Here is an 18,133-nt window from a genome sequence, read left to right as displayed (position 1 = left end):
TCTTAAACAAGCTCAATAATAACTTCAGGAGCACCGTCACCTTTACGGTTGCCAAGTTTGATTATACGAGTATAACCACCCTTACGATCTGAATATTTGGGAGCAATTTCATCAAACATTTTAGCACACATATCAACTTTAACTGTGTTCTTTCTAACTTTCTTGCCGTCTTTGGGAACTTCAGTTACAGGATAGAGAACGCTTAAAATTTTTCTTCTTGCGTTAAGTCTTGAAGGCTTATCTTTTTTGATTGTCTTCTTAACTTCTTCATAAACAGTAACTTTCTTGCCGTCTACTACTTCTTTAACTCTCTTGCCGTCAGCGTCCTTTTTAGGAACCTTAGCTGTTACTTCAACCTCTTCATAGTTATCTTTTTCTTTAACTGCAAGAGTGATAAGAGATTCAGCAATTCTTCTTACTTCCTTAGCTCTTGTTTCAGTTGTTTTGATTTTTCCATGATATAAAAGGTTTGTTACCTGGTTTCTTAAAAGAGCCTTTCTCTGGCTGCTTGTGCGTCCAAGTTTTCTGTTGCCTGATCCTGTCATTATGAATCCTCCTTGTAAATACCGCAAAACTTAACCCAAAGGGCTTGCTCATCGGTCTTACAGCCCTTTGCAGTTCTACGTCAATGATAAGTGAAAAAATTAATCATCACTCGGTTTTAAAGCAAGTCCAAGTTCCTGAAGTTTGTTTAAAACTTCCTCAAGTGACTTCTTACCGAGGTTACGTACCTTCATCATTTCTTCTTCGGTCTTGCAGGCCAAATCTTCAACTGTGTTGATTCCGGCACGTTTGAGGCAGTTATAAGAACGTACTGAAAGGTCGAGTTCTTCGATGCTCATTTCAAGTACCTTTTCCTTCTTGCCTTCTTCCTTCTCTACAAGGATCTCTGTGTTCTTTGCATTGTCCGAAAGGTCAATGAAAAGAGCGAGATGCTCATTAAGAAGCTTTGCACCATAACTTACTGCGTCGTCAGGTGTAATAGTTCCATTTGTCCATACTTCAAGTGTAAGCTTATCGTAATCGGTAATCTGTCCGACACGAGTATTTTCAACAAGGAAGTTAACTCTTGTAACAGGAGTGAAGATGCTGTCCACCGGAAGCATTCCGATGGGCTGGTCATCCTTCTTATTCTTATCTGCTCCGACATAACCTCTGCCGTTGCTGATTGTTATTTCCATATAAAGCTTACTGTTAGAGCCGCCGCTTAAAGTTGCAATATGAAGATCCGGATTAAGGATTTCAATATCGCTGTCAGCCTTTATATCTCTGGCTGTTACTTCGCCTTCACCTTCGACGTCTATGTAAGCCACCTTAGGTTCGTTTCCTTCGCTTGTATTTTTAATTGCAAGACACTTTAAGTTTAATATAATTTCAGTAACATCCTCTTTTACTCCGGGAATTACACTGAATTCATGCAGAACGCCATCAATTTTAACATTGCTTACTGCTGATCCGGGTAATGAAGAAAGTAAAATTCTTCTTAAAGAGTTACCGAGTGTTGTACCATATCCTCTTTCAAGGGGTTCAACCACAAAACGACCATATGTGCCGTCCTGTGCCATTTCAGCTATTTCTATACGAGGTTTCTCAAATTCAAACACTCACTTAAACCTCCCCTGCAGATATAAAAAAATCGTTCTGTAATAACATTCAAATTACTTAGAATACAACTCGACGATAAGTGTTTCTTCAACGGGAACATCGATCATCGCTCTTGTAGGCTTGCAAACTACTGTACCCTTAAGGTTTTCGTGATCTGCACTTAACCATTCGGGAACAACTCTTGTGTCTGTCACATCAAGAATGTCTTTATATCTCTGCATGTCAGCATATTTGTCTTTAATTGAGATAACATCGCCAACCTTAAGCTGGTATGAAGGGATGTCAACAGCCTTGCCGTTAACAAGTACGTGTTTGTGACGTACAATCTGTCTTGCTTCTTTTCTTGTTCTGCCATATCCAAGTCTGAACATAACATTGTCAAGTCTGAGCTCAAGTAAGATAAGGAGGTTTTCACCGGGGATACCGTCTCTCATCTTTTCAGCTCTTGCAAAATAGCCTCTGAACTGTTTTTCAAGAACGCCATAGATAAATTTAGCTTTCTGTTTTTCTCTTAACTGAAGTCCGTACTCGCTCATTTTCTTTCCGGCTTTAGCGTTTTCTTTCTTTGATTTCTTTTCAATTCCTAAATAGATAGGATCAAGACCAAGTGATCTACATCTTTTAAGAACCGGAACTCTATCTCTTGCCATTTAACTTAGCACCTCCTATTATACTCTTCTGCGTTTGGGCGGTCTGCATCCGTTATGGGGTACAGGTGTAACGTCCTTGATCATTGTTACATCAAGTCCTGCTGCCTGAAGTGCACGGATAGCTGCTTCACGTCCTGAACCGGGACCCTTTACAAATACTTCAACCGTCTTTAAGCCATAATCTGAAGCTGCTTTTGCTGCTGTTTCAGCAGCCATCTGAGCTGCGTAAGGAGTAGATTTTCTTGAACCTCTGAATCCAAGTTCTCCTGCACTTGCCCATGAAAGTGTATTACCAACTGTGTCAGTAATAGTTACAATAGTATTGTTAAATGTTGACTGGATATGTGCCTGGCCACGTTCAACATGTTTTCTGTCACGACGTCTACGTGTAGTCGATTTTTTAACAGCTTTCTTTGCCATTAGTCGTTACCCTCCCTTTCAATTATTTCTTCTTGTTAGCTACAGTCTTTCTCGGACCTTTTCTTGTACGAGCGTTTGTCTTTGTCTTCTGTCCTCTAACAGGAAGGCCTCTTCTGTGACGGATACCTCTGTAGCATCCGATTTCCATAAGGCGTTTGATGTTAAGAGCAACTTCTCTTCTTAAATCACCTTCAACTGTCTGTGATTCATCTATTACGTCACGGATTCTTGCAACTTCTTCATCCGTTAAATCTCTACATCTGACATCAGGGCTAACGCCTGCTTCAGCTAAGATTCTTAATGCACTGGCATGGCCGATTCCATATACATAAGTAAGGCCAATTTCAACGCGTTTTTCTCTTGGTAAGTCTACACCAGCAATACGTGCCATGTATTATTTGCACCTCCTAAAATATCGTTTACAACAATAATGTTCCTGCGATTTTATGCTTATCTTTATACGCAAACCACATCATATTATTATATCAAAGTTTTCGTAATTTTCAAAGCATATTTTATATATTAATCAAAAAAATGATAGAATTTAACTCATCGGTGCAGTAAAAGTTTAAATTCTTTACTGCCAGCCGCCCGACGGCTAAAACTTAAACAAAAATACATTCTGGTCTGAAGGATTCATGCCCCTTCACAACCCATAACTTTATAAAGAACTCAGCCCTGTCTCTGTTTATGTTTGGGATTTTCACAAATGACCATAACATGACCTTTTCTCTTAATTACTTTGCATTTTTCACACATCGGTTTTACAGATGGTCTTACTTTCATTGTGATCGCTCCTTCCTTATTTAGCTCGCCAGATTATTCTGCCTTTTGCAAGGTCATACGGCGACATTTCAACCAATACTTTGTCTCCCGGAAGAATTCTGATAAAATTCATACGAAGCTTTCCGGAAATATGTGCTAATATCTTATGTCCGTTCTCAAGCTCAACCTGAAACATAGCATTTGGTAATTTTTCCAATACGGTTCCTTCTACTTCAATAACATCGTCTTTTGACAATTTAAGAACCTCCTTAACTCACTTTGCTCTGTTTGTTAACTATATTTTTAAGTGCTTTTGAAAAGTCAGCATCGAGAAGCATTTCGCCTTTTTCGATTTTGTTCTTTATTTCGCCTTCAATATAGTTAGTTATCTGGACATGTTTATTTTTTTTCTTTTTAGGTTTATCAATAGTGCGGCACTTTCCATCTACAAGGTAAAGATATTCGCCTTCGATTTCGGTCACAATAAAAGCCTTTCCTTTATCATGCCCGCTTTTAGAATAAACCACCTGTCCTACGGTATATTCCATTCTGTTCACCCCAAATCAATTATTTAAAGGTAAGCAGCTCAGGTTCGCCATCCGTTATAAGAACAGTATTCTCATAATGTGCTGCATTTGAACCATCTCTGGTTACTGCTGTCCATCCATCTTTCAGTACCCTGCATTTATATGTTCCGGCTGTTATCATCGGCTCAACCGCAATTACCATACCTCTCTGAAGTCTGGGTCCTCTTCCTACCTGTCTGTAATTCGGTATTGAAGGATCTTCGTGCATATTTCTGCCGATACCGTGTCCAACGTAGTCCCTTACAACGCCAAAGCCGAACTGCTCTGCGTAATCCTGAACTGCCGCTGAAATCTCATATAAATGATTGCCTGCTTTTGCAAATTTAATTCCTTCAAAGAAGCTTTGCTTCGTAACATCGATAAGCTTCTGGTCAGCCTCGCTTATTGTTCCGACGCCATATGTTCTTGCGCAGTCGCCATGATAGCCGCCTATATATGAGCCCATGTCTATGCTTATTATGTCGCCGTTCTTAAGCTTTCTGTTGCTCGGAATGCCATGAACGATTTCATCGTTTACCGATGTACATATTGATTTAGGATAACCGCCATATCCAAGAAATGATGGTTCCGCACCTCTGCTTCTTATAAAATCCTCAGCAACCCTATCCAATTCATTTGTGGTTACACCGGGCTTAACCATATCTCTTAATATTTCATCAAGATCAGCAAGTATTGCACCGGCAACTCTCATTCTCTGAATCTGATCCTGAGTCTTTATTGTAATTGCCATTATTCCTCACCTAAGCCTTCAATAATAGCTTTTGTGATATAATCTATCGCAGCCGTTCCGTCAACCTCAAAGAGGATACCCTTCTTTGTGTAATAATCAACAAGAGGTTCGCTCTGAGTATGGAATGTCTCTAAACGTGCTTTACCAGCTTCTAATGTGTCATCCTTACGCTGTGTAAGCTTTTCACCGCATACGTCACAAACGCCTGCTACCTTTGAAGGAAGGAAAAGCTTGTTGTAAGTTGCTCCACATTTAGGGCAGGTTTCTCTCGCAGTAAGTCTTTCAAGCATAACATCATCGGGTGCATTGATATATACAACCTTGTCAAGCTTAACCATTTCGTCAAGCTTTTCTGCCTGAACTACTGTACGGGGAAATCCATCGAGAATAAATCCTTTTGCACAATCATCTTTTTTAATACGTTCCTTAACCATTGCAATTATGATTTCGTCAGAAACAAGTCCGCCCGAAGCCATGATAGCCTTTGCTTCCTTGCCAAGCTCTGTTTCCTTTGCAACTTCTTCACGGAGCATATCTCCTGTTGAAATATGTGCAATCGAATAGTGCTCAACTAATCTTGCTGCCTGTGTACCTTTACCGGCTGCCGGAGCACCAATGAGTACTAATTTCATAAATTTATCCCTCTTTCCTGGCTCATCGCCTTCACACCTCCGGAGAATGCTTTTGCATTCCCCGAACAGCATGAATTAATCTAAGAAACCTTTGTAATGTCTCATAAGAAGCTGAGACTCAAGTGCTTTTACAATATCGAGGCAAACACCAACAACGATGATAAGTGTTGTACCTCCGAATCCTACATTCATTTTAAATATCCACTGCATAACGATAGGCACAAGCGCAAGTCCTGCGAAGCAAACAGCACCAACCCATGTGATTCTGTTTACTACTCTTGTGATGTAGTTAGCTGTGGGCATACCCGGTCTGATACCGGGAATGAAACCGCCGTTCTTTTTCATGTTCTCGGCAATTTCGTTTGGATTGATAACGATTGATGTATAAAAGAATGAAAATGCAAAAATTAAAATTACATATATTATAGCACCAACCGGGTGTGTCATAGAAAGTATTCCAATCACTTTTTCAAGCCAACCGGGAACGCTGGATATAAATCCGCTGATTGTTTCCGGGAACTGAATAAGTGATATCGCAAAGATTATTGAAATAACTCCGGCTGTATTAACCTTAATAGGGAAAACACTGCTGTTTCCGCCACTACCCATTCTTCTTCCTGTCATCTTATTTGCATACTGTACAGGAAGTCTTCTTTCACCATCATTTACCTTAACAATAAGAACAATTACGATGAAAAGAAGTACTAATATTCCAACAGTCTTAAGTATTCCTGTTTTACCTTCTTTGCAATATCCTACAAGTGCAGTAATTGCATTAGGAAGGCTCGAAATGATATTTACGAAGATTATCATTGATGAACCATTTGAAATACCCTTCTGTGTAATCTGCTCAGCAAGCCACATAATAAACATTGATCCTGCAATAAGTGTTATTATTGCAATCACAACCTTTAAAGTAGAAGGATTAGTCATCATAGTTTTGTAATTCAATGCTATACCGGTACCCTGAAGTGCAGCAAGCACAACAGTTATATAACGGGTATATTTGTTGATTTTCTGACGTCCATCTTCTCCTTCTTTGGACAGCTGTTCCAAAGTCGGAATAGCTACGCACAAAAGCTGCATGATAATTGACGATGTAATGTAAGGTCCGATACCTAATGCAAATATTGAGTAATTCGAACCGGCACCACCGGCAATTATATTGTACAGAGTGCCTGTTGAGTTAAGATCTGTATAAGCTTTTATCGTCGCAGCACTTATTCCAGGAAGATAAATATGCGCTCCCAATCTTACGATAGCAAGAATAAGAAGTGTGTAGAGCATCTTATCTCTTATTTCTTTTACCTTCCATGAGTTGACGAGTATCTTAAACAAATCAGATCACCTCTGCTTTTCCGCCGGCAGCTTCAATCTTTTCTGCTGCGGATTTGCTGTACTGGTTAACTTTTACTGTAAGCTTCTTTTCAAGTTCACCAACACCTAAAATTTTCACTCCGTCTCTAGGATTACTTACAAGGCCTACTGATTTTAAAGCCTCAATATCTACTACTGTATCATTATCGAATACATTTAATAAGTCAACGTTGATAGCAACGATTTCCTTAGAATTAATGCATTTGAAGCCTCTTTTAGGAAGTCTTCTGTAAAGTGGCATCTGTCCGCCTTCGAATCCGGCCTTTCCGCCTGATCCTGAACGAGCGCCCTGACCTTTGTGTCCTCTTCCGGCTGTCTTACCGTTGCCTGAAGCATGACCTCTTCCTCTTCTCCAGCTCTTCTGAGTTGAGCCGTATGCAGGTTTTAATTCACCTAACTTCATTTTGGCACCTCCTCTGAATTATATCTCTTCTACCTTTACAAGATGCTTAACCTGGTTAACCATACCAAGTGTAGCTGCATTGTTAGGTCTAACAACAGAGCTGTTAAGCTTCTTTAAGCCTAAAGCCTGTACAGTTTTCTTGTGCTTCGGAATTGCACCGATTGTTGATTTCACTAATGTGATTTTAAGTTCTGCCATTGTTTTTCCTCCTTAACCTAAGAGTTCTTCAACTGACTTGCCACGTAATTTGGCAACTTTTTCAGGTGAAGTAGCCTGGCTTAACCCCTGAATTGTAGCGCTGACTACATTTCTCTTATTATTTGAACCCTGTGACTTTGTTCTGATGTTACGGATGCCGGCAAGCTCAAGTACGGCACGGGCAGGGCCACCTGCGATAAGTCCTGTACCTTCGGGAGCAGGCATAAGCATTACGCTTGCGCTTCCGAACTTACCAATAATTCCGTGATAGAGGCTGTCTACATCGTTTCTTTCAACATAAACGATATTCTTCATAGCATCCTCTTTACCTTTGCGGATAGCATCAGGAATTTCTGCTGCTTTACCAAGTCCGCAACCAACATGGCCGTTTTCATCGCCTACTACAACGAGTGCTGCGAATCTGAAAGTACGACCACCCTTAACAACCTTAGTTACACGGTTGATTGTTACTACTTTATCTTTAAGATCAAGTGTACTGGGATCGATTTTCTTCAACTTGTTTTCCTCCTTGTCTTAGAACTGTAATCCGGCTTCTCTTGCTGCATCAGCTAATGCCTGGATTTTTCCATGATAGATATATCCGCCACGGTCAAAAACAACCTCTGTGATGCCTTTGTCCATAGCCTTTTTAGCGATAGCTTCGCCTACAGCCTTAGCAGCTTCAACAGTTGAAGTATGTTCTACTTTGCTTGCAATGTCTGCCTCAAGTGTAGAAGCGGCAACTAATGTATTGCCTGCTACGTCATCGATTATCTGTGCATAAATGTGTTTGTTTGATCTAAACACAGCCAGTCTCGGCTGCTGTGCTGTTCCGTTTACTTTATTACGAATTCTGTAATGACGTTTAATACGGGCAGCTGCACGTGATGGCTTACTTATCATACGGATCTCACTCCTTTATTATTTCTTACCTGTTTTACCAACTTTACGTCTGATATGCTCATCGGCATATTTAATACCCTTACCTTTGTAAGGTTCAGGAGGACGTTTTGTTCTGATTTCAGCTGCAAACTGTCCAACCTTTTCTTTATCGATACCCTTAACGATGATTTTTGTTGTTCCATCAACAACTGTTTCAATGCCTTCGGGATCTGTCATTTCAACAGGATGTGAATATCCTAAAGAAAGAGTAAGTTTCTTGCCCGATTTAGCTGCTCTGTAACCAACACCGTTGATTTCAAGAACCTTTTCGTAACCGTTTGTTACACCGATTACCATGTTGTTGATTAAAGTTCTTGTTAAACCATGTAATGCTTTGCTTCTTTTTAAATCGTTAGGTCTTGTAACAACTACCTGACCGTCCTCAACTGCGATGTTCATGTCATCTGCTAATTTTCTTGTAAGAGTTCCCTTAGGTCCCTTTACAGTGATCACATTACCAGCCTCAAGCTTAACTTCAACGCCTGCAGGGATAGCAACGGGATGCTTACCAATTCGTGACATGTTCTGCACCTCCTGTATTATTATATGTTAAATAATGATTACCAAATAAATGCGATAACCTCTCCGCCGATACCTTCTTTTCTTGCTTCTTTATCTGTCATAAGGCCTCTGCTTGTAGAGATGATTGCTGTACCAAGTCCGCCGAGAACCTTGGGAAGTTCCTCTTTGCCTGCGTAAACACGAAGACCGGGCTTAGAAATTCTTTTAATACCTGTAATAACCTTTTCGTTTTTATCTGCACCATATTTAAGGCTGATACGAAGAGTAGCTTTAACTCCGTCTTCGATAAGCTCATAACCTTTGATATAGCCTTCATTTGTTAATATATCAGCGATAGCTTTTTTCATGTTTGATGACGGAACATCAACTGTATCATGTTTTGCTGTGTTACCGTTTCTGATTCTTGTGAGCATATCTGCGATAGGATCACTCATTGACATGTTGTATATCCTCCTTTCCCTAATTACCAGCTGGCTTTTTTAACTCCCGGGATCTGGCCTTTGTAAGCTAATTCACGGAAGCAAACACGGCAAATTCCGTACTTTCTGAGAACAGAATGAGGTCTGCCGCAAATTCTGCAACGTGTGTATGCTCTCGTTGAGAACTTGGGAGCTCTCTGCTGCTTTATAATCATTGACTTCTTAGCCATTAGTGTCCCTCCCTTATTTGCTGTATGGCATTCCGAATAATCTTAATAACTCTCTTGCTTCTTCATCAGTGTGTGCACTTGTAACGAATACAATGTCCATACCTCTGATTTTATCAACCTTATCGTATTCGATTTCGGGGAAGATAAGCTGTTCCTTGATACCCATTGTGTAGTTACCACGTCCGTCGAAAGAGTTAGCCTTTACACCACGGAAGTCACGTACACGGGGAAGAGCGATGTTGATTAATCTGTCAGCAAATTCGTACATTCTGTCACCACGAAGAGTAACCTTGCATCCGATGGGCATTCCTTCACGGAGCTTGAAAGCAGCAACTGATTTCTTTGCTCTTGTGATTACGGGCTTCTGACCAGCGATAATTGTAAGGTCTTTAACAGCACCGTCAAGTACCTTTGCGTTGTCCTTAGCTTCACCTACGCCCATGTTGATAACGATCTTCTCAAGCTTAGGTACAGCCATTTTATTTTTATATGAAAACTTCTTAGTCATTGCATCAACTATTTCAGCTTCATAGAACTCTTTAAGTCTGTTCATTAGTTATTTAACCTCCTTTCGCAGATTAGTCGATAACTGCGCCAGTTTTCTTAGCAATTCTCTGTTTTACAGTAACTTCTTTACCGTCTTTTGTTACTGTTGTGAATTTGTAACCGATCTTTGTGGGTTTTCCATCAATAGCGTACATTACGTTTGAAGCGTGAATGTAGTTTTCTTTCTTGATGATACCGCCCTGCTGGTTAGCGGGACTGGGCTTAGTATGCTTAGATACCATGTTAACGCCCTCAACGATTACTCTGTTTTTCTTTCTGTCTACAACAAGGATTTTACCAGCCTTGCCTTTATCCTTACCGGCAATAACGATTACGTTGTCGCCTTTCTTTAATTTCATATTAGCCACTGTTCCTGCACCTCCTTAAAGTACTTCCGGTGCAAGTGAGAGAATCTTCATGAACTGTTTTTCTCTTAATTCTCTTGCAACTGGTCCAAAAATACGTGTACCTCTGGGGTTTTTGTCGTCCTTGATGATAACTGCTGCGTTTTCATCAAATCTGATGTATGAACCGTCAGGTCTGCCTACTCTTGATACTGTTCTAACTACAACTGCCTTAACTACATCACCCTTCTTAACAACTCCGCCGGGTGTTGCATCTTTAACGGCAGCAACTATAATATCGCCAACTCCTGCATATCTTCTGGTTGAACCACCGAGAACTCTGATGCAAAGAAGCTCTTTTGCGCCTGAATTATCTGCTACTTTTAATCTGGTTTCTTGCTGAACCATATTATATGCCTCCTCTCATAACAGGATTATTTTGCTTTTTCTACGATTGAAACAAGTCTCCATCTCTTATCCTTTGATAAAGGTCTTGTCTCCATAACTTTTACACGGTCGCCTACTTTACACTCATTGTTCTCATCATGAGCTTTGAGCTTGTAAGTCTTCTTAACGATTTTTCCGTATAAAGGATGTTTTACATTATCCTGAACAGCAACAACGATTGTTTTGTCCATCTTGTCGCTGATTACTTTGCCCACTCTTGTTTTACGAAGATTTCTTTCTTCCACGAGATGTGCCTCCTTTCGCTAATTAGTTAGCAGCTCTTTGTTTCTGTGTAATTATTGTCTGAATTCTTGCAATATTTTTACGAACCTCTTTGATTCTTGCAGTATTGTCTAACTGATTAGTTGCGTTCTGAAATCTGAGGTTAAATAATTCTTTCTTTGCAGCAACAAGCTCGTTGTTTAACTCAGCTGCTGATTTGTTTTTTAAATCTATAACGTAGCCTTTAGTTTTCACTGCTTATCACCTTCCATTTCCTGCTCTGCACGAGAAACGATCTTGCATTTGATAGGTAACTTGTGTGTTGCAAGACGTAAAGCTTCTCTTGCTGTTTCTTCCGGTACTCCACCAAGCTCGAACATTACTCTGCCGGGTTTAACAACAGCTACCCAATATTCGGGTGAACCTTTACCGGAACCCATTCGAGTTTCAGCAGGTTTAGCTGTAATAGGTTTGTCAGGGAAAATCTTAATCCATACCTGACCACCACGTTTGATATATCTTGTCATAGCGATACGGGCTGCCTCGATCTGGTTTGATGTAATCCAGCTGGGTTCCATAGCTACAATACCGTAATCACCATAAGTAATTTTATTGCCTCTGAGTGCACGACCTTTAAGTCTGCCTCTCATCTGTTTACGTCTTTTGACTCTTTTGGGCATTAACATTACTCAGCGCCTCCTTCCTTTTTCACTGCCTTAACAGGAAGAACCTCTCCCTTATAAATCCAAACTTTAACACCAAGTTTGCCATAAGTTGTATTAGCTTCAGCAAAACCATAGTCGATGTTAGCTCTTAAAGTCTGAAGAGGAATTGTACCATCATGGTAGCTTTCGCTTCTTGCCATTTCAGCTCCGCCAAGACGGCCGCTTACTGTTGTTTTGATACCTTTAGCACCGAATTTCATTGTTCTGCCCATTGCCTGTTTCATGGCACGACGGAATGTAACACGGTTTTCAAGCTGAAGTGCGATGTTTTCAGCAACAAGCTGTGCATCGAGTTCAGGTCTCTTGATTTCTACAATGTTGATGCTTACGTTCTGCTTTGACATCTTCTGAACTTCGTTCTTAAGTTCTTCGATAGCCTGGCCGTTCTTACCGATAACAACACCGGGTTTAGCAGTACTGATGATTATTTTAACTCTGTCGTTTGTTCTTTCGATAGCGATTTTTGAAACGCCTGAACTGTAGAGTTTATTTTTGATGAATTTTCTGATTTTAACGTCTTCAACTAAATAGTTAGCAAACTCTTTCTCAGCATACCATTTTGTATCCCAATCTTTAATTACACCAACTCTTAAGCCGTGTGGATTAACTTTCTGTCCCACTCTCTTTTACCTCCTTATCTCTCATTAAGGATTATGGATATATGACTTGATCTTTTTAAAATTCTATATGCTCTGCCCTGTGCACGAGGACGAATTCTCTTCATTACGGGAGCCTGACCCGCAATAGCATCTTCAACATATAATTTGCTGACATCCATACCCAAGTTATTTTCTGCATTTGCAACTGCCGATTTTAATACTTTAGCGATTACAGCTGAAGCGTATCTGGGTGAATACTCAAGGATAGCTGCTGCTGTTCTAACATCTTTGCCTTTAATCTGGTCTAAAACAATTTTAGCCTTAGAAGCGGGAATGCCTGTATATTTAACCGACGCATGAGGTCTTTTTTCCTGAGTTGCAATGTTTCTTTCTTTTTTTATCTGGCTTCTGTGTCCTTTTGCCATGAACGAAACCCTCCTTCCAAAAACCGATTAACGTACTTTAGATTTCTTTTCAGCGTCCTTACCGTGACCTCTGTATGTTCTTGTTAAAGCGAACTCACCGAGTTTGTGACCAACCATGTCTTCTGTGATGTATACAGGAACATGTTTTCTTCCGTCATGAACTGCGATTGTATGTCCGATCATTTCAGGGAATATAGTAGAACGACGAGACCAAGTTTTAATAACTGTTTTTTCGCCTGCTGCGTTTAATGCATCAACTTTCTTTAAGAGATGCTCATCAGCGAATGGACCTTTTTTAAGTGATCTGGCCATGTGTTTGTCCTCCTTCTTAAACGTTTGCGACAGTTGTTATGCTGCCGCCGATGAATGTTTCCACAGTCTTATGCGGAAATTAAGCATTTCTTCTACGAATGATAAGCTTGTTAGAAGCTTTATGTTTCTTTCTTGTCTTGTAGCCCATTGCAGGTTTACCCCAAGGTGTCATAGGACTGGGACGACCAACAGGTGCTCTACCTTCACCACCACCATGAGGATGGTCATTAGGGTTCATAACAGAACCACGAACTGTAGGTCTGATACCCATGTGGCGTTTTCTACCTGCTTTACCGATTGTTACAAGTTCGTTATCAAGGTTACCTACCTGACCGATTGTAGCTTTGCAATCGATAGGAAGAAGTCTCATTTCGCCTGAAGGAAGTTTAACTGTTGCATATTTGCCTTCCTTAGCCATAAGCTGAGCTACGTTACCTGCTGCACGAACAAGCTGTGCTCCCTTACCGGGTTTCATTTCGATGTTGTGGATGTTAGCACCTACGGGGATAAATCTCATAGGAAGTGCATTACCAACACGAACTTCTGCGTTTTCACCGCTCATTACTGTATCGCCTACTTTAAGGCCAACAGGAGCAATGATATATGATTTAACACCATCAGCATAAACGATGAGTGCGATATTAGCTGTTCTGTTAGGATCGTATTCGATAGCTGTTACCTTTGCAGGGATGCCATCTTTGTTACGTTTGAAATCAACTAATCTGTATTTGATTTTAGCGCCGCCGCCTTTGTGACGAACTGTTATTTTACCCTGAGCGTTTCTTCCTGAGTTTTTCTTAAGATGAACAACTAAGGATTTTTCGGGTGTTGTTTTTGTAATCTCATCAAAAGTTGACACTGTCATGTGTCTTCTGGATGGTGTATAAGGCTTATATCTCTTAATGCCCATTTTTTACACTCCTTTCAATCCGTTCAAAATCTTACACGTTTCCGTGTGTATCTTCTTTATGGTTGCCAATTACATGCCCTGGAAAATTTCAATATCTTTGCTGTCAGCTGTGAGCTTAACGATTGCTTTCTTTCTCTTAGCTGTTTTTCCGTAGATCATGCCTCTTCTTTTATTTTTGCCGTTGTAGTTCATTGTGTGAACTGATTCAACCTTTGTTCCTTCGAACATTTTTTCAACAGCCTGTTTGATCTGAATTTTGTTTGCTTCAGGGTGAACAAGGAATGTGTATTTCTTGTCATCCATGATAGCCATACTGTTTTCTGTAATAACGGGTTTGAGTATAACGTCATAATACTTTAAATCTGCCATTATGCGTACACCTCCTCAATCTTTGCAACAGCCTCTTTTGTAACAACAAGTGTGTTGTACTTAAGAACGTCGTATGTGTTGATTGTATTAACGGAAGCTGTCTTTACCTCCGGGATATTTCTTGCTGAAAGAATGGCGTTTTTGTTGCTGCCTTCCATAACGATAAGAGCTTTTCCGGCATTGATGTTTCCTAAAACCTTAGCCATTTCTTTTGTCTTTACTTCTGCAAGATCAAGGTTTTCGAGAACGATAATCTTGTTTTCAGCAACCTTAGATGTAAGAGCTGACTGTAAAGCAAGTTTCTTAACCTTTTTGTTAAGCTTGAATGAGTAATCTCTGGGCTTGGGAGCAAATACAACGCCGCCGCCTTTCCACTGGGGAGCACGGATTGAACCCTGTCTTGCACGGCCTGTTCCTTTCTGTCTGAAAGGCTTTCTTCCGCCGCCGCTTACTTCAGAACGTGTTTTTGCGCTCTGTGTGCCCTGTCTCTGGTTAGCAAGATACTGTTTAACAGCAAGATGCATAACATGTTCATTTATTTCAACACCGAATACTGCATCGTTGAGTTCGATTTCTCCAACTTCAGCACCACTCATGTTGTATACTTTAACATTTGCCATGTCTATTTCCTCCTTTCGTAAAGTTTATCAAGCCTTTACGCTTTCCTTTATTACGAGTATTGCACCCTTAGCTCCGGGTACAGCGCCTTTGATGAGAATAAGATTCTTATCTGCATCTGCACGAACGATTTCAACATTCTGTAATGTTACATTTACAGCACCCATATGTCCGGGCATTCTCTTACCCTTCTTAACATTGCTGGGAGTAGCTGATGAACCCATAGAACCTGTTACTCTGTGTGATTTTGAACCGTGGCCCATAGGTCCTCTCTGTGCATTGTATCTCTTGATTGTACTTGCGTATCCTTTACCTTTTGATACACCGCTTACATCTACTTTATCGCCTGCTGCGAAGATGTCAGCTTTGATTTCTGCACCGATTTCGTATTCTGCTGAATTCTCAAATCTGAATTCCTTAACAAATTTCTTTAATGATACACCTGCTTTTGCAAAGTGTCCTTTTTTAGGCTTGTTAGCAAGCTTTTCTCTCTGATCAGCAAAGCCGACCTGAACTGCTTCGTAGCCATCATTTTCGACTGTTTTCTTCTGAATTACTGCACAAGGACCTGCTTCAAGAACTGTTACAGGAACAAGGCGGCCGTCTTCAGCGAAAACCTGTGTCATACCGATTTTCTTAGCTATAATAGCCTTTTTCATTTCTTGCACCTCCTGAAATCTACAGCGGATTGCCCTTCTCATCGTAAAGATTTACGGGTAATCATTCTAGTTTAATATAAGTTACTGCTTGTTACTTATATAAAACCATTCGGGTCATTACATGATTTTTAATGTGATATCAACACCAGCCGGTAAGTCAAGACGTGATAAAGCATCAACTGTCTTAGCTGAAGGGCTGAGAATATCAATCAGTCTTTTATGTGTTCTCATTTCGAACTGCTCTCTGGAATCTTTGTACTTATGAACAGCTCTAAGGATTGTAACTACTTCCTTCTTAGTAGGAAGCGGAATAGGTCCGCTGATCTGAGCACCTGTTTTCTTTGCAGTTTCAATAATCTGAGCTGCACTCTGATCGATTAACTTATGATCGTAAGCTTTAAGACTGATTCTGATTTTCTGGTTTGCCATAAAAAAAGTCCCCTCCTTTTCGTACTTTTAGTTTCAGCACGACAAGTGGTGACTGCACACTTATCCGGGTGTATCTCGCAATACGAGACACCAATTTGAAGCATAGCTTCTCCCTTATTAATAGTACAGTGACCTTGTCGCCCGGTTTCATGAACTGGACATCGCTCCTCGGAAAAACCCGCCCGCTTATGTGGTGGCAACCTTCCGTATCAACACTCTATGTCACAACGATTAGATTATATACTATTGGACACCTTTTTGCAAGCTTTTTTTTGTATTTTTTCTTTGAATTTTAACGAATATTTAAAGCGTTTTACCTATATAATTATATATTTTCACCATAAATATACATTTAAAGCTTTTATATGCAGTTTAACGCAATAAAGTTTTAATACATATTAAACAATATGCTATTTGATTTTTTGTAGTTTTTTAAACCGTATATAGACATCTGAAAAATTTGCAAAATAAATCCGCCTGTAAAGACGGATTTAAAATAGATTTTACCGATTTCGATTTAAAACAATGAAAACATCTTCGCCGCCTCGGCTCTTGTTGCCGGTGATGCAGGGTGTAATGTTTCACCGTTGTTCATCTTCTTACTTACTGTCCATGCCATGCCTGTTTTTGCATATTCGGAAATTGCAGCCACATCACTGTATCCTGTTATCTCGGCAGCTACCTCCGGTGAACCGGCATATCTGTAAAGTATGCTTGCGAGCTGTTCAACAGTTACGTAATCATTAGGACCGCATAAGCCGTTTCCGTATCCGGAAATTACTTTATTATTATATGCCCAGATTATGCCCTTTGTATACCACTGTCCATCGGGTACATCTGTGAATATAGCTGAATAGCTTACGTCGGGACTTCCTGCCATTCTGTATATTATTGAAGCGACCATTGCTCTCGTAAGCGGAGTATCGGGAGAGAATGTGTCCTCAGATGTTCCAAGAATAAGCTTCTTATTATATACATCCAATACATAATCATAGCACCACATATTTGCGGTTATATCTTTGAAGGGATTTACCGTAACTACTGTATCCGGTAACGTACTTTCGTCTGACGGTTTCGTTGTTGTACTTGACGAACTGCTTGACGAACCTTCGGATGGTCTTGACGGTTTATTATCTTCGTAGTTATCTCCGGCCTCTTCCCCGTTGTCAAGATTTGTGCCATCGCTTACAACAAAGTCTGTATCTGACGCAAACGCCGGCACTGATGATACTGCCATAATCGACGCTGCCAAAATACATAAAAATCCTTTTTTCATATAAACACCTCCTTTATGTCAAAACGGCCAAAAGCTTGACGCTTTTGGCCGCCCGAAAAATTATTATTCAGCTGCTTTGATGTCTAAAATCTTAGCAAACATTTTAGCTGCTTCTGCACGAAGTGCAACTGAAGTAGGATGAAGCATTGTTCCGACGAGCATATCGTTTTCGCAAGCCCATTCCATAGCATCAACAGCGTAAGGTGTAATGCTGTTAACATCATCATATTCAGCAATCTTGTTTCCGCTTACTTCGGGAGAACCTACATAGCGGTATACAATTGCTGCAAGCTGTTCGATTGTTACATAGTCTTCAGGACCGCACAAGCCGTTTCCGTAACCATATAATACTTCATTATCTGTTGCCCAGATAACTGCATCTGTATACCAAAGACCATCTTCAAGATCATCATATACATTTCTATATGTTACCTCAGGTGAACCGGCATGGCGATAAAGAATAGTAGCAACCATACCTCTTGTCAATCTTGCATACGGAGAAAATTCAGTATCTGATGTTCCTTCCATCAGCTTAGCCTTATAAACCTTTACAACATCGTCATAGAACCAGTCGTTCTCGTCAACATCTATAAAGGGTTCTTCATCAGGCTTTACATATACAGATGAACCTGATCCACCTGCACCGCCTTTAACAGTGATATTTGTGTGCTGCTCAGCAAATGCCGCAACGCCCATAGAAAGTGTTAAAGATGCTGCAATCACAGCTGAAAAAACTCTTTTTGCGTTCTTTTTCATTTCTTATCCACCTTCC

General features: G+C 40.3%; 34 protein-coding genes. All 34 read right to left on the bottom strand.

The annotated features are described in order from the left end of the window. Positions 1 to 2 precede the first annotated feature (2 nt). The 34 genes from KQI66_RS11095 to KQI66_RS10930 all read right to left on the bottom strand — a co-directional run bounded on the left by KQI66_RS11095 (position 3) and on the right by KQI66_RS10930 (position 18,117). The gene (locus KQI66_RS11095) at positions 3 to 545 is read right to left on the bottom strand and encodes a bL17 family ribosomal protein (protein WP_216429490.1); all 543 of its coding nucleotides are present in this window, start codon (positions 543 to 545) and stop codon (positions 3 to 5) included. A gap of 99 nt (positions 546 to 644) precedes the next feature. Beyond that, complete coding sequence (locus KQI66_RS11090; protein ID WP_216429488.1) at positions 645 to 1,604, bottom strand: DNA-directed RNA polymerase subunit alpha; 960 nt, start codon at positions 1,602 to 1,604, stop codon at positions 645 to 647. Between the two features lie 54 nt (positions 1,605 to 1,658). Next, positions 1,659 to 2,255 carry a 30S ribosomal protein S4 gene (gene rpsD / locus KQI66_RS11085; protein ID WP_216429486.1) on the bottom strand — a complete coding sequence of 199 codons (597 nt, stop codon included), beginning with the start codon at positions 2,253 to 2,255 and terminating at the stop codon, positions 1,659 to 1,661. An 18-nt stretch (positions 2,256 to 2,273) separates the two neighbouring features. Then, positions 2,274 to 2,675: a 30S ribosomal protein S11 gene (gene rpsK, locus KQI66_RS11080; protein WP_177936831.1), complete on the bottom strand. Its 402-nt coding sequence runs from the start codon at positions 2,673 to 2,675 to the stop codon at positions 2,274 to 2,276. Between the two features lie 22 nt (positions 2,676 to 2,697). Continuing rightward, positions 2,698 to 3,066 carry a 30S ribosomal protein S13 gene (gene rpsM, locus KQI66_RS11075; protein WP_216429484.1) on the bottom strand — a complete coding sequence of 123 codons (369 nt, stop codon included), beginning with the start codon at positions 3,064 to 3,066 and terminating at the stop codon, positions 2,698 to 2,700. Positions 3,067 to 3,347: 281 nt separating this feature from the next. Then, the gene (rpmJ, locus tag KQI66_RS11070) at positions 3,348 to 3,461 is read right to left on the bottom strand and encodes a 50S ribosomal protein L36 (RefSeq protein WP_172466594.1); all 114 of its coding nucleotides are present in this window, start codon (positions 3,459 to 3,461) and stop codon (positions 3,348 to 3,350) included. A gap of 16 nt (positions 3,462 to 3,477) precedes the next feature. Next, entirely contained in the window at positions 3,478 to 3,696 is a 219-nt protein-coding gene (gene infA, locus KQI66_RS11065; protein WP_172466593.1) for a translation initiation factor IF-1, read from the bottom strand. Positions 3,697 to 3,709: 13 nt separating this feature from the next. Then, entirely contained in the window at positions 3,710 to 3,988 is a 279-nt protein-coding gene (locus KQI66_RS11060; RefSeq protein WP_216429482.1) for a KOW domain-containing RNA-binding protein, read from the bottom strand. Between the two features lie 19 nt (positions 3,989 to 4,007). After that, a complete protein-coding gene (gene map / locus KQI66_RS11055; RefSeq protein WP_216429480.1) occupies positions 4,008 to 4,757 on the bottom strand; it encodes a type I methionyl aminopeptidase in 750 nt (249 codons plus the stop codon). Further along, positions 4,757 to 5,389, bottom strand: a complete 633-nt coding sequence (locus tag KQI66_RS11050) for an adenylate kinase (protein WP_216429478.1) — start codon at positions 5,387 to 5,389, stop codon at positions 4,757 to 4,759. Before KQI66_RS11050 ends, map begins: the two co-directional genes overlap by 1 nt. 75 nt (positions 5,390 to 5,464) lie before the next feature. Next, positions 5,465 to 6,727, bottom strand: coding sequence for a preprotein translocase subunit SecY (gene secY / locus KQI66_RS11045; RefSeq protein WP_216429477.1), 1,263 nt, complete (start codon positions 6,725 to 6,727; stop codon positions 5,465 to 5,467). Between the two features lies 1 nt (position 6,728). Continuing rightward, positions 6,729 to 7,169, bottom strand: coding sequence for a 50S ribosomal protein L15 (rplO, locus tag KQI66_RS11040; RefSeq protein ID WP_216429475.1), 441 nt, complete (start codon positions 7,167 to 7,169; stop codon positions 6,729 to 6,731). A gap of 18 nt (positions 7,170 to 7,187) precedes the next feature. Further along, positions 7,188 to 7,367: a 50S ribosomal protein L30 gene (gene rpmD, locus KQI66_RS11035; protein ID WP_216429473.1), complete on the bottom strand. Its 180-nt coding sequence runs from the start codon at positions 7,365 to 7,367 to the stop codon at positions 7,188 to 7,190. A gap of 12 nt (positions 7,368 to 7,379) precedes the next feature. Then, positions 7,380 to 7,883: a 30S ribosomal protein S5 gene (rpsE, locus tag KQI66_RS11030; protein WP_216429471.1), complete on the bottom strand. Its 504-nt coding sequence runs from the start codon at positions 7,881 to 7,883 to the stop codon at positions 7,380 to 7,382. An 18-nt stretch (positions 7,884 to 7,901) separates the two neighbouring features. Continuing rightward, on the bottom strand, positions 7,902 to 8,270 hold the full coding sequence (gene rplR / locus KQI66_RS11025; protein WP_216429469.1) for a 50S ribosomal protein L18: 369 nt from the start codon (positions 8,268 to 8,270) through the stop codon (positions 7,902 to 7,904). A gap of 18 nt (positions 8,271 to 8,288) precedes the next feature. Next, positions 8,289 to 8,831, bottom strand: a complete 543-nt coding sequence (gene rplF / locus KQI66_RS11020; RefSeq protein WP_216429467.1) for a 50S ribosomal protein L6 — start codon at positions 8,829 to 8,831, stop codon at positions 8,289 to 8,291. 38 nt (positions 8,832 to 8,869) lie between these two features. Then, on the bottom strand, positions 8,870 to 9,271 hold the full coding sequence (rpsH, locus tag KQI66_RS11015; protein WP_216429465.1) for a 30S ribosomal protein S8: 402 nt from the start codon (positions 9,269 to 9,271) through the stop codon (positions 8,870 to 8,872). 23 nt (positions 9,272 to 9,294) lie between these two features. Continuing rightward, positions 9,295 to 9,480: a type Z 30S ribosomal protein S14 gene (locus tag KQI66_RS11010; RefSeq protein WP_177936257.1), complete on the bottom strand. Its 186-nt coding sequence runs from the start codon at positions 9,478 to 9,480 to the stop codon at positions 9,295 to 9,297. A gap of 13 nt (positions 9,481 to 9,493) precedes the next feature. Continuing rightward, on the bottom strand, positions 9,494 to 10,033 hold the full coding sequence (gene rplE / locus KQI66_RS11005; protein WP_216429463.1) for a 50S ribosomal protein L5: 540 nt from the start codon (positions 10,031 to 10,033) through the stop codon (positions 9,494 to 9,496). A 25-nt stretch (positions 10,034 to 10,058) separates the two neighbouring features. Continuing rightward, positions 10,059 to 10,385: a 50S ribosomal protein L24 gene (rplX, locus tag KQI66_RS11000; RefSeq protein WP_216429530.1), complete on the bottom strand. Its 327-nt coding sequence runs from the start codon at positions 10,383 to 10,385 to the stop codon at positions 10,059 to 10,061. Between the two features lie 24 nt (positions 10,386 to 10,409). Further along, positions 10,410 to 10,778 carry a 50S ribosomal protein L14 gene (rplN, locus tag KQI66_RS10995; protein ID WP_216429461.1) on the bottom strand — a complete coding sequence of 123 codons (369 nt, stop codon included), beginning with the start codon at positions 10,776 to 10,778 and terminating at the stop codon, positions 10,410 to 10,412. A 26-nt stretch (positions 10,779 to 10,804) separates the two neighbouring features. Further along, positions 10,805 to 11,062, bottom strand: a complete 258-nt coding sequence (gene rpsQ, locus KQI66_RS10990) for a 30S ribosomal protein S17 (RefSeq protein WP_216429459.1) — start codon at positions 11,060 to 11,062, stop codon at positions 10,805 to 10,807. Positions 11,063 to 11,084: 22 nt separating this feature from the next. Then, a complete protein-coding gene (gene rpmC, locus KQI66_RS10985; protein WP_216429457.1) occupies positions 11,085 to 11,294 on the bottom strand; it encodes a 50S ribosomal protein L29 in 210 nt (69 codons plus the stop codon). Further along, the gene (gene rplP / locus KQI66_RS10980) at positions 11,291 to 11,725 is read right to left on the bottom strand and encodes a 50S ribosomal protein L16 (protein ID WP_216429454.1); all 435 of its coding nucleotides are present in this window, start codon (positions 11,723 to 11,725) and stop codon (positions 11,291 to 11,293) included. Before rplP ends, rpmC begins: the two co-directional genes overlap by 4 nt. Then, positions 11,725 to 12,384 carry a 30S ribosomal protein S3 gene (gene rpsC / locus KQI66_RS10975; RefSeq protein WP_216429451.1) on the bottom strand — a complete coding sequence of 220 codons (660 nt, stop codon included), beginning with the start codon at positions 12,382 to 12,384 and terminating at the stop codon, positions 11,725 to 11,727. The genes rplP and rpsC overlap by 1 nt, the downstream gene beginning before the upstream one ends. A gap of 14 nt (positions 12,385 to 12,398) precedes the next feature. Then, on the bottom strand, positions 12,399 to 12,788 hold the full coding sequence (gene rplV / locus KQI66_RS10970) for a 50S ribosomal protein L22 (RefSeq protein ID WP_216429450.1): 390 nt from the start codon (positions 12,786 to 12,788) through the stop codon (positions 12,399 to 12,401). 27 nt (positions 12,789 to 12,815) lie between these two features. Further along, a complete protein-coding gene (gene rpsS / locus KQI66_RS10965; RefSeq protein ID WP_172466574.1) occupies positions 12,816 to 13,100 on the bottom strand; it encodes a 30S ribosomal protein S19 in 285 nt (94 codons plus the stop codon). Between the two features lie 79 nt (positions 13,101 to 13,179). Then, positions 13,180 to 14,010, bottom strand: coding sequence for a 50S ribosomal protein L2 (rplB, locus tag KQI66_RS10960; protein WP_216429447.1), 831 nt, complete (start codon positions 14,008 to 14,010; stop codon positions 13,180 to 13,182). A 69-nt stretch (positions 14,011 to 14,079) separates the two neighbouring features. Then, positions 14,080 to 14,379 (bottom strand): 50S ribosomal protein L23, encoded by a 300-nt coding sequence (gene rplW / locus KQI66_RS10955; protein ID WP_216429445.1) that lies wholly within the window; start codon positions 14,377 to 14,379, stop codon positions 14,080 to 14,082. After that, positions 14,379 to 14,999 carry a 50S ribosomal protein L4 gene (rplD, locus tag KQI66_RS10950; protein ID WP_216429443.1) on the bottom strand — a complete coding sequence of 207 codons (621 nt, stop codon included), beginning with the start codon at positions 14,997 to 14,999 and terminating at the stop codon, positions 14,379 to 14,381. Before rplD ends, rplW begins: the two co-directional genes overlap by 1 nt. Positions 15,000 to 15,026: 27 nt before the next feature. Beyond that, positions 15,027 to 15,656 (bottom strand): 50S ribosomal protein L3, encoded by a 630-nt coding sequence (gene rplC, locus KQI66_RS10945; RefSeq protein ID WP_216429441.1) that lies wholly within the window; start codon positions 15,654 to 15,656, stop codon positions 15,027 to 15,029. A gap of 117 nt (positions 15,657 to 15,773) precedes the next feature. After that, positions 15,774 to 16,085 (bottom strand): 30S ribosomal protein S10, encoded by a 312-nt coding sequence (gene rpsJ / locus KQI66_RS10940; protein ID WP_216429439.1) that lies wholly within the window; start codon positions 16,083 to 16,085, stop codon positions 15,774 to 15,776. Positions 16,086 to 16,602: 517 nt separating this feature from the next. Beyond that, positions 16,603 to 17,361, bottom strand: coding sequence for an S-layer homology domain-containing protein (locus KQI66_RS10935; RefSeq protein ID WP_216429437.1), 759 nt, complete (start codon positions 17,359 to 17,361; stop codon positions 16,603 to 16,605). A gap of 63 nt (positions 17,362 to 17,424) precedes the next feature. Then, positions 17,425 to 18,117, bottom strand: coding sequence for an S-layer homology domain-containing protein (locus tag KQI66_RS10930; RefSeq protein WP_216429435.1), 693 nt, complete (start codon positions 18,115 to 18,117; stop codon positions 17,425 to 17,427). Between the last annotated feature and the right edge of the window lie 16 nt (positions 18,118 to 18,133).

The organism is Anaerotignum sp. MSJ-24, assembly GCF_018918145.1.
Lineage (GTDB): Bacteria > Bacillota > Clostridia > Lachnospirales > Anaerotignaceae > Metalachnospira.
This window is presented reverse-complemented; position numbering and strand designations above follow the sequence as displayed.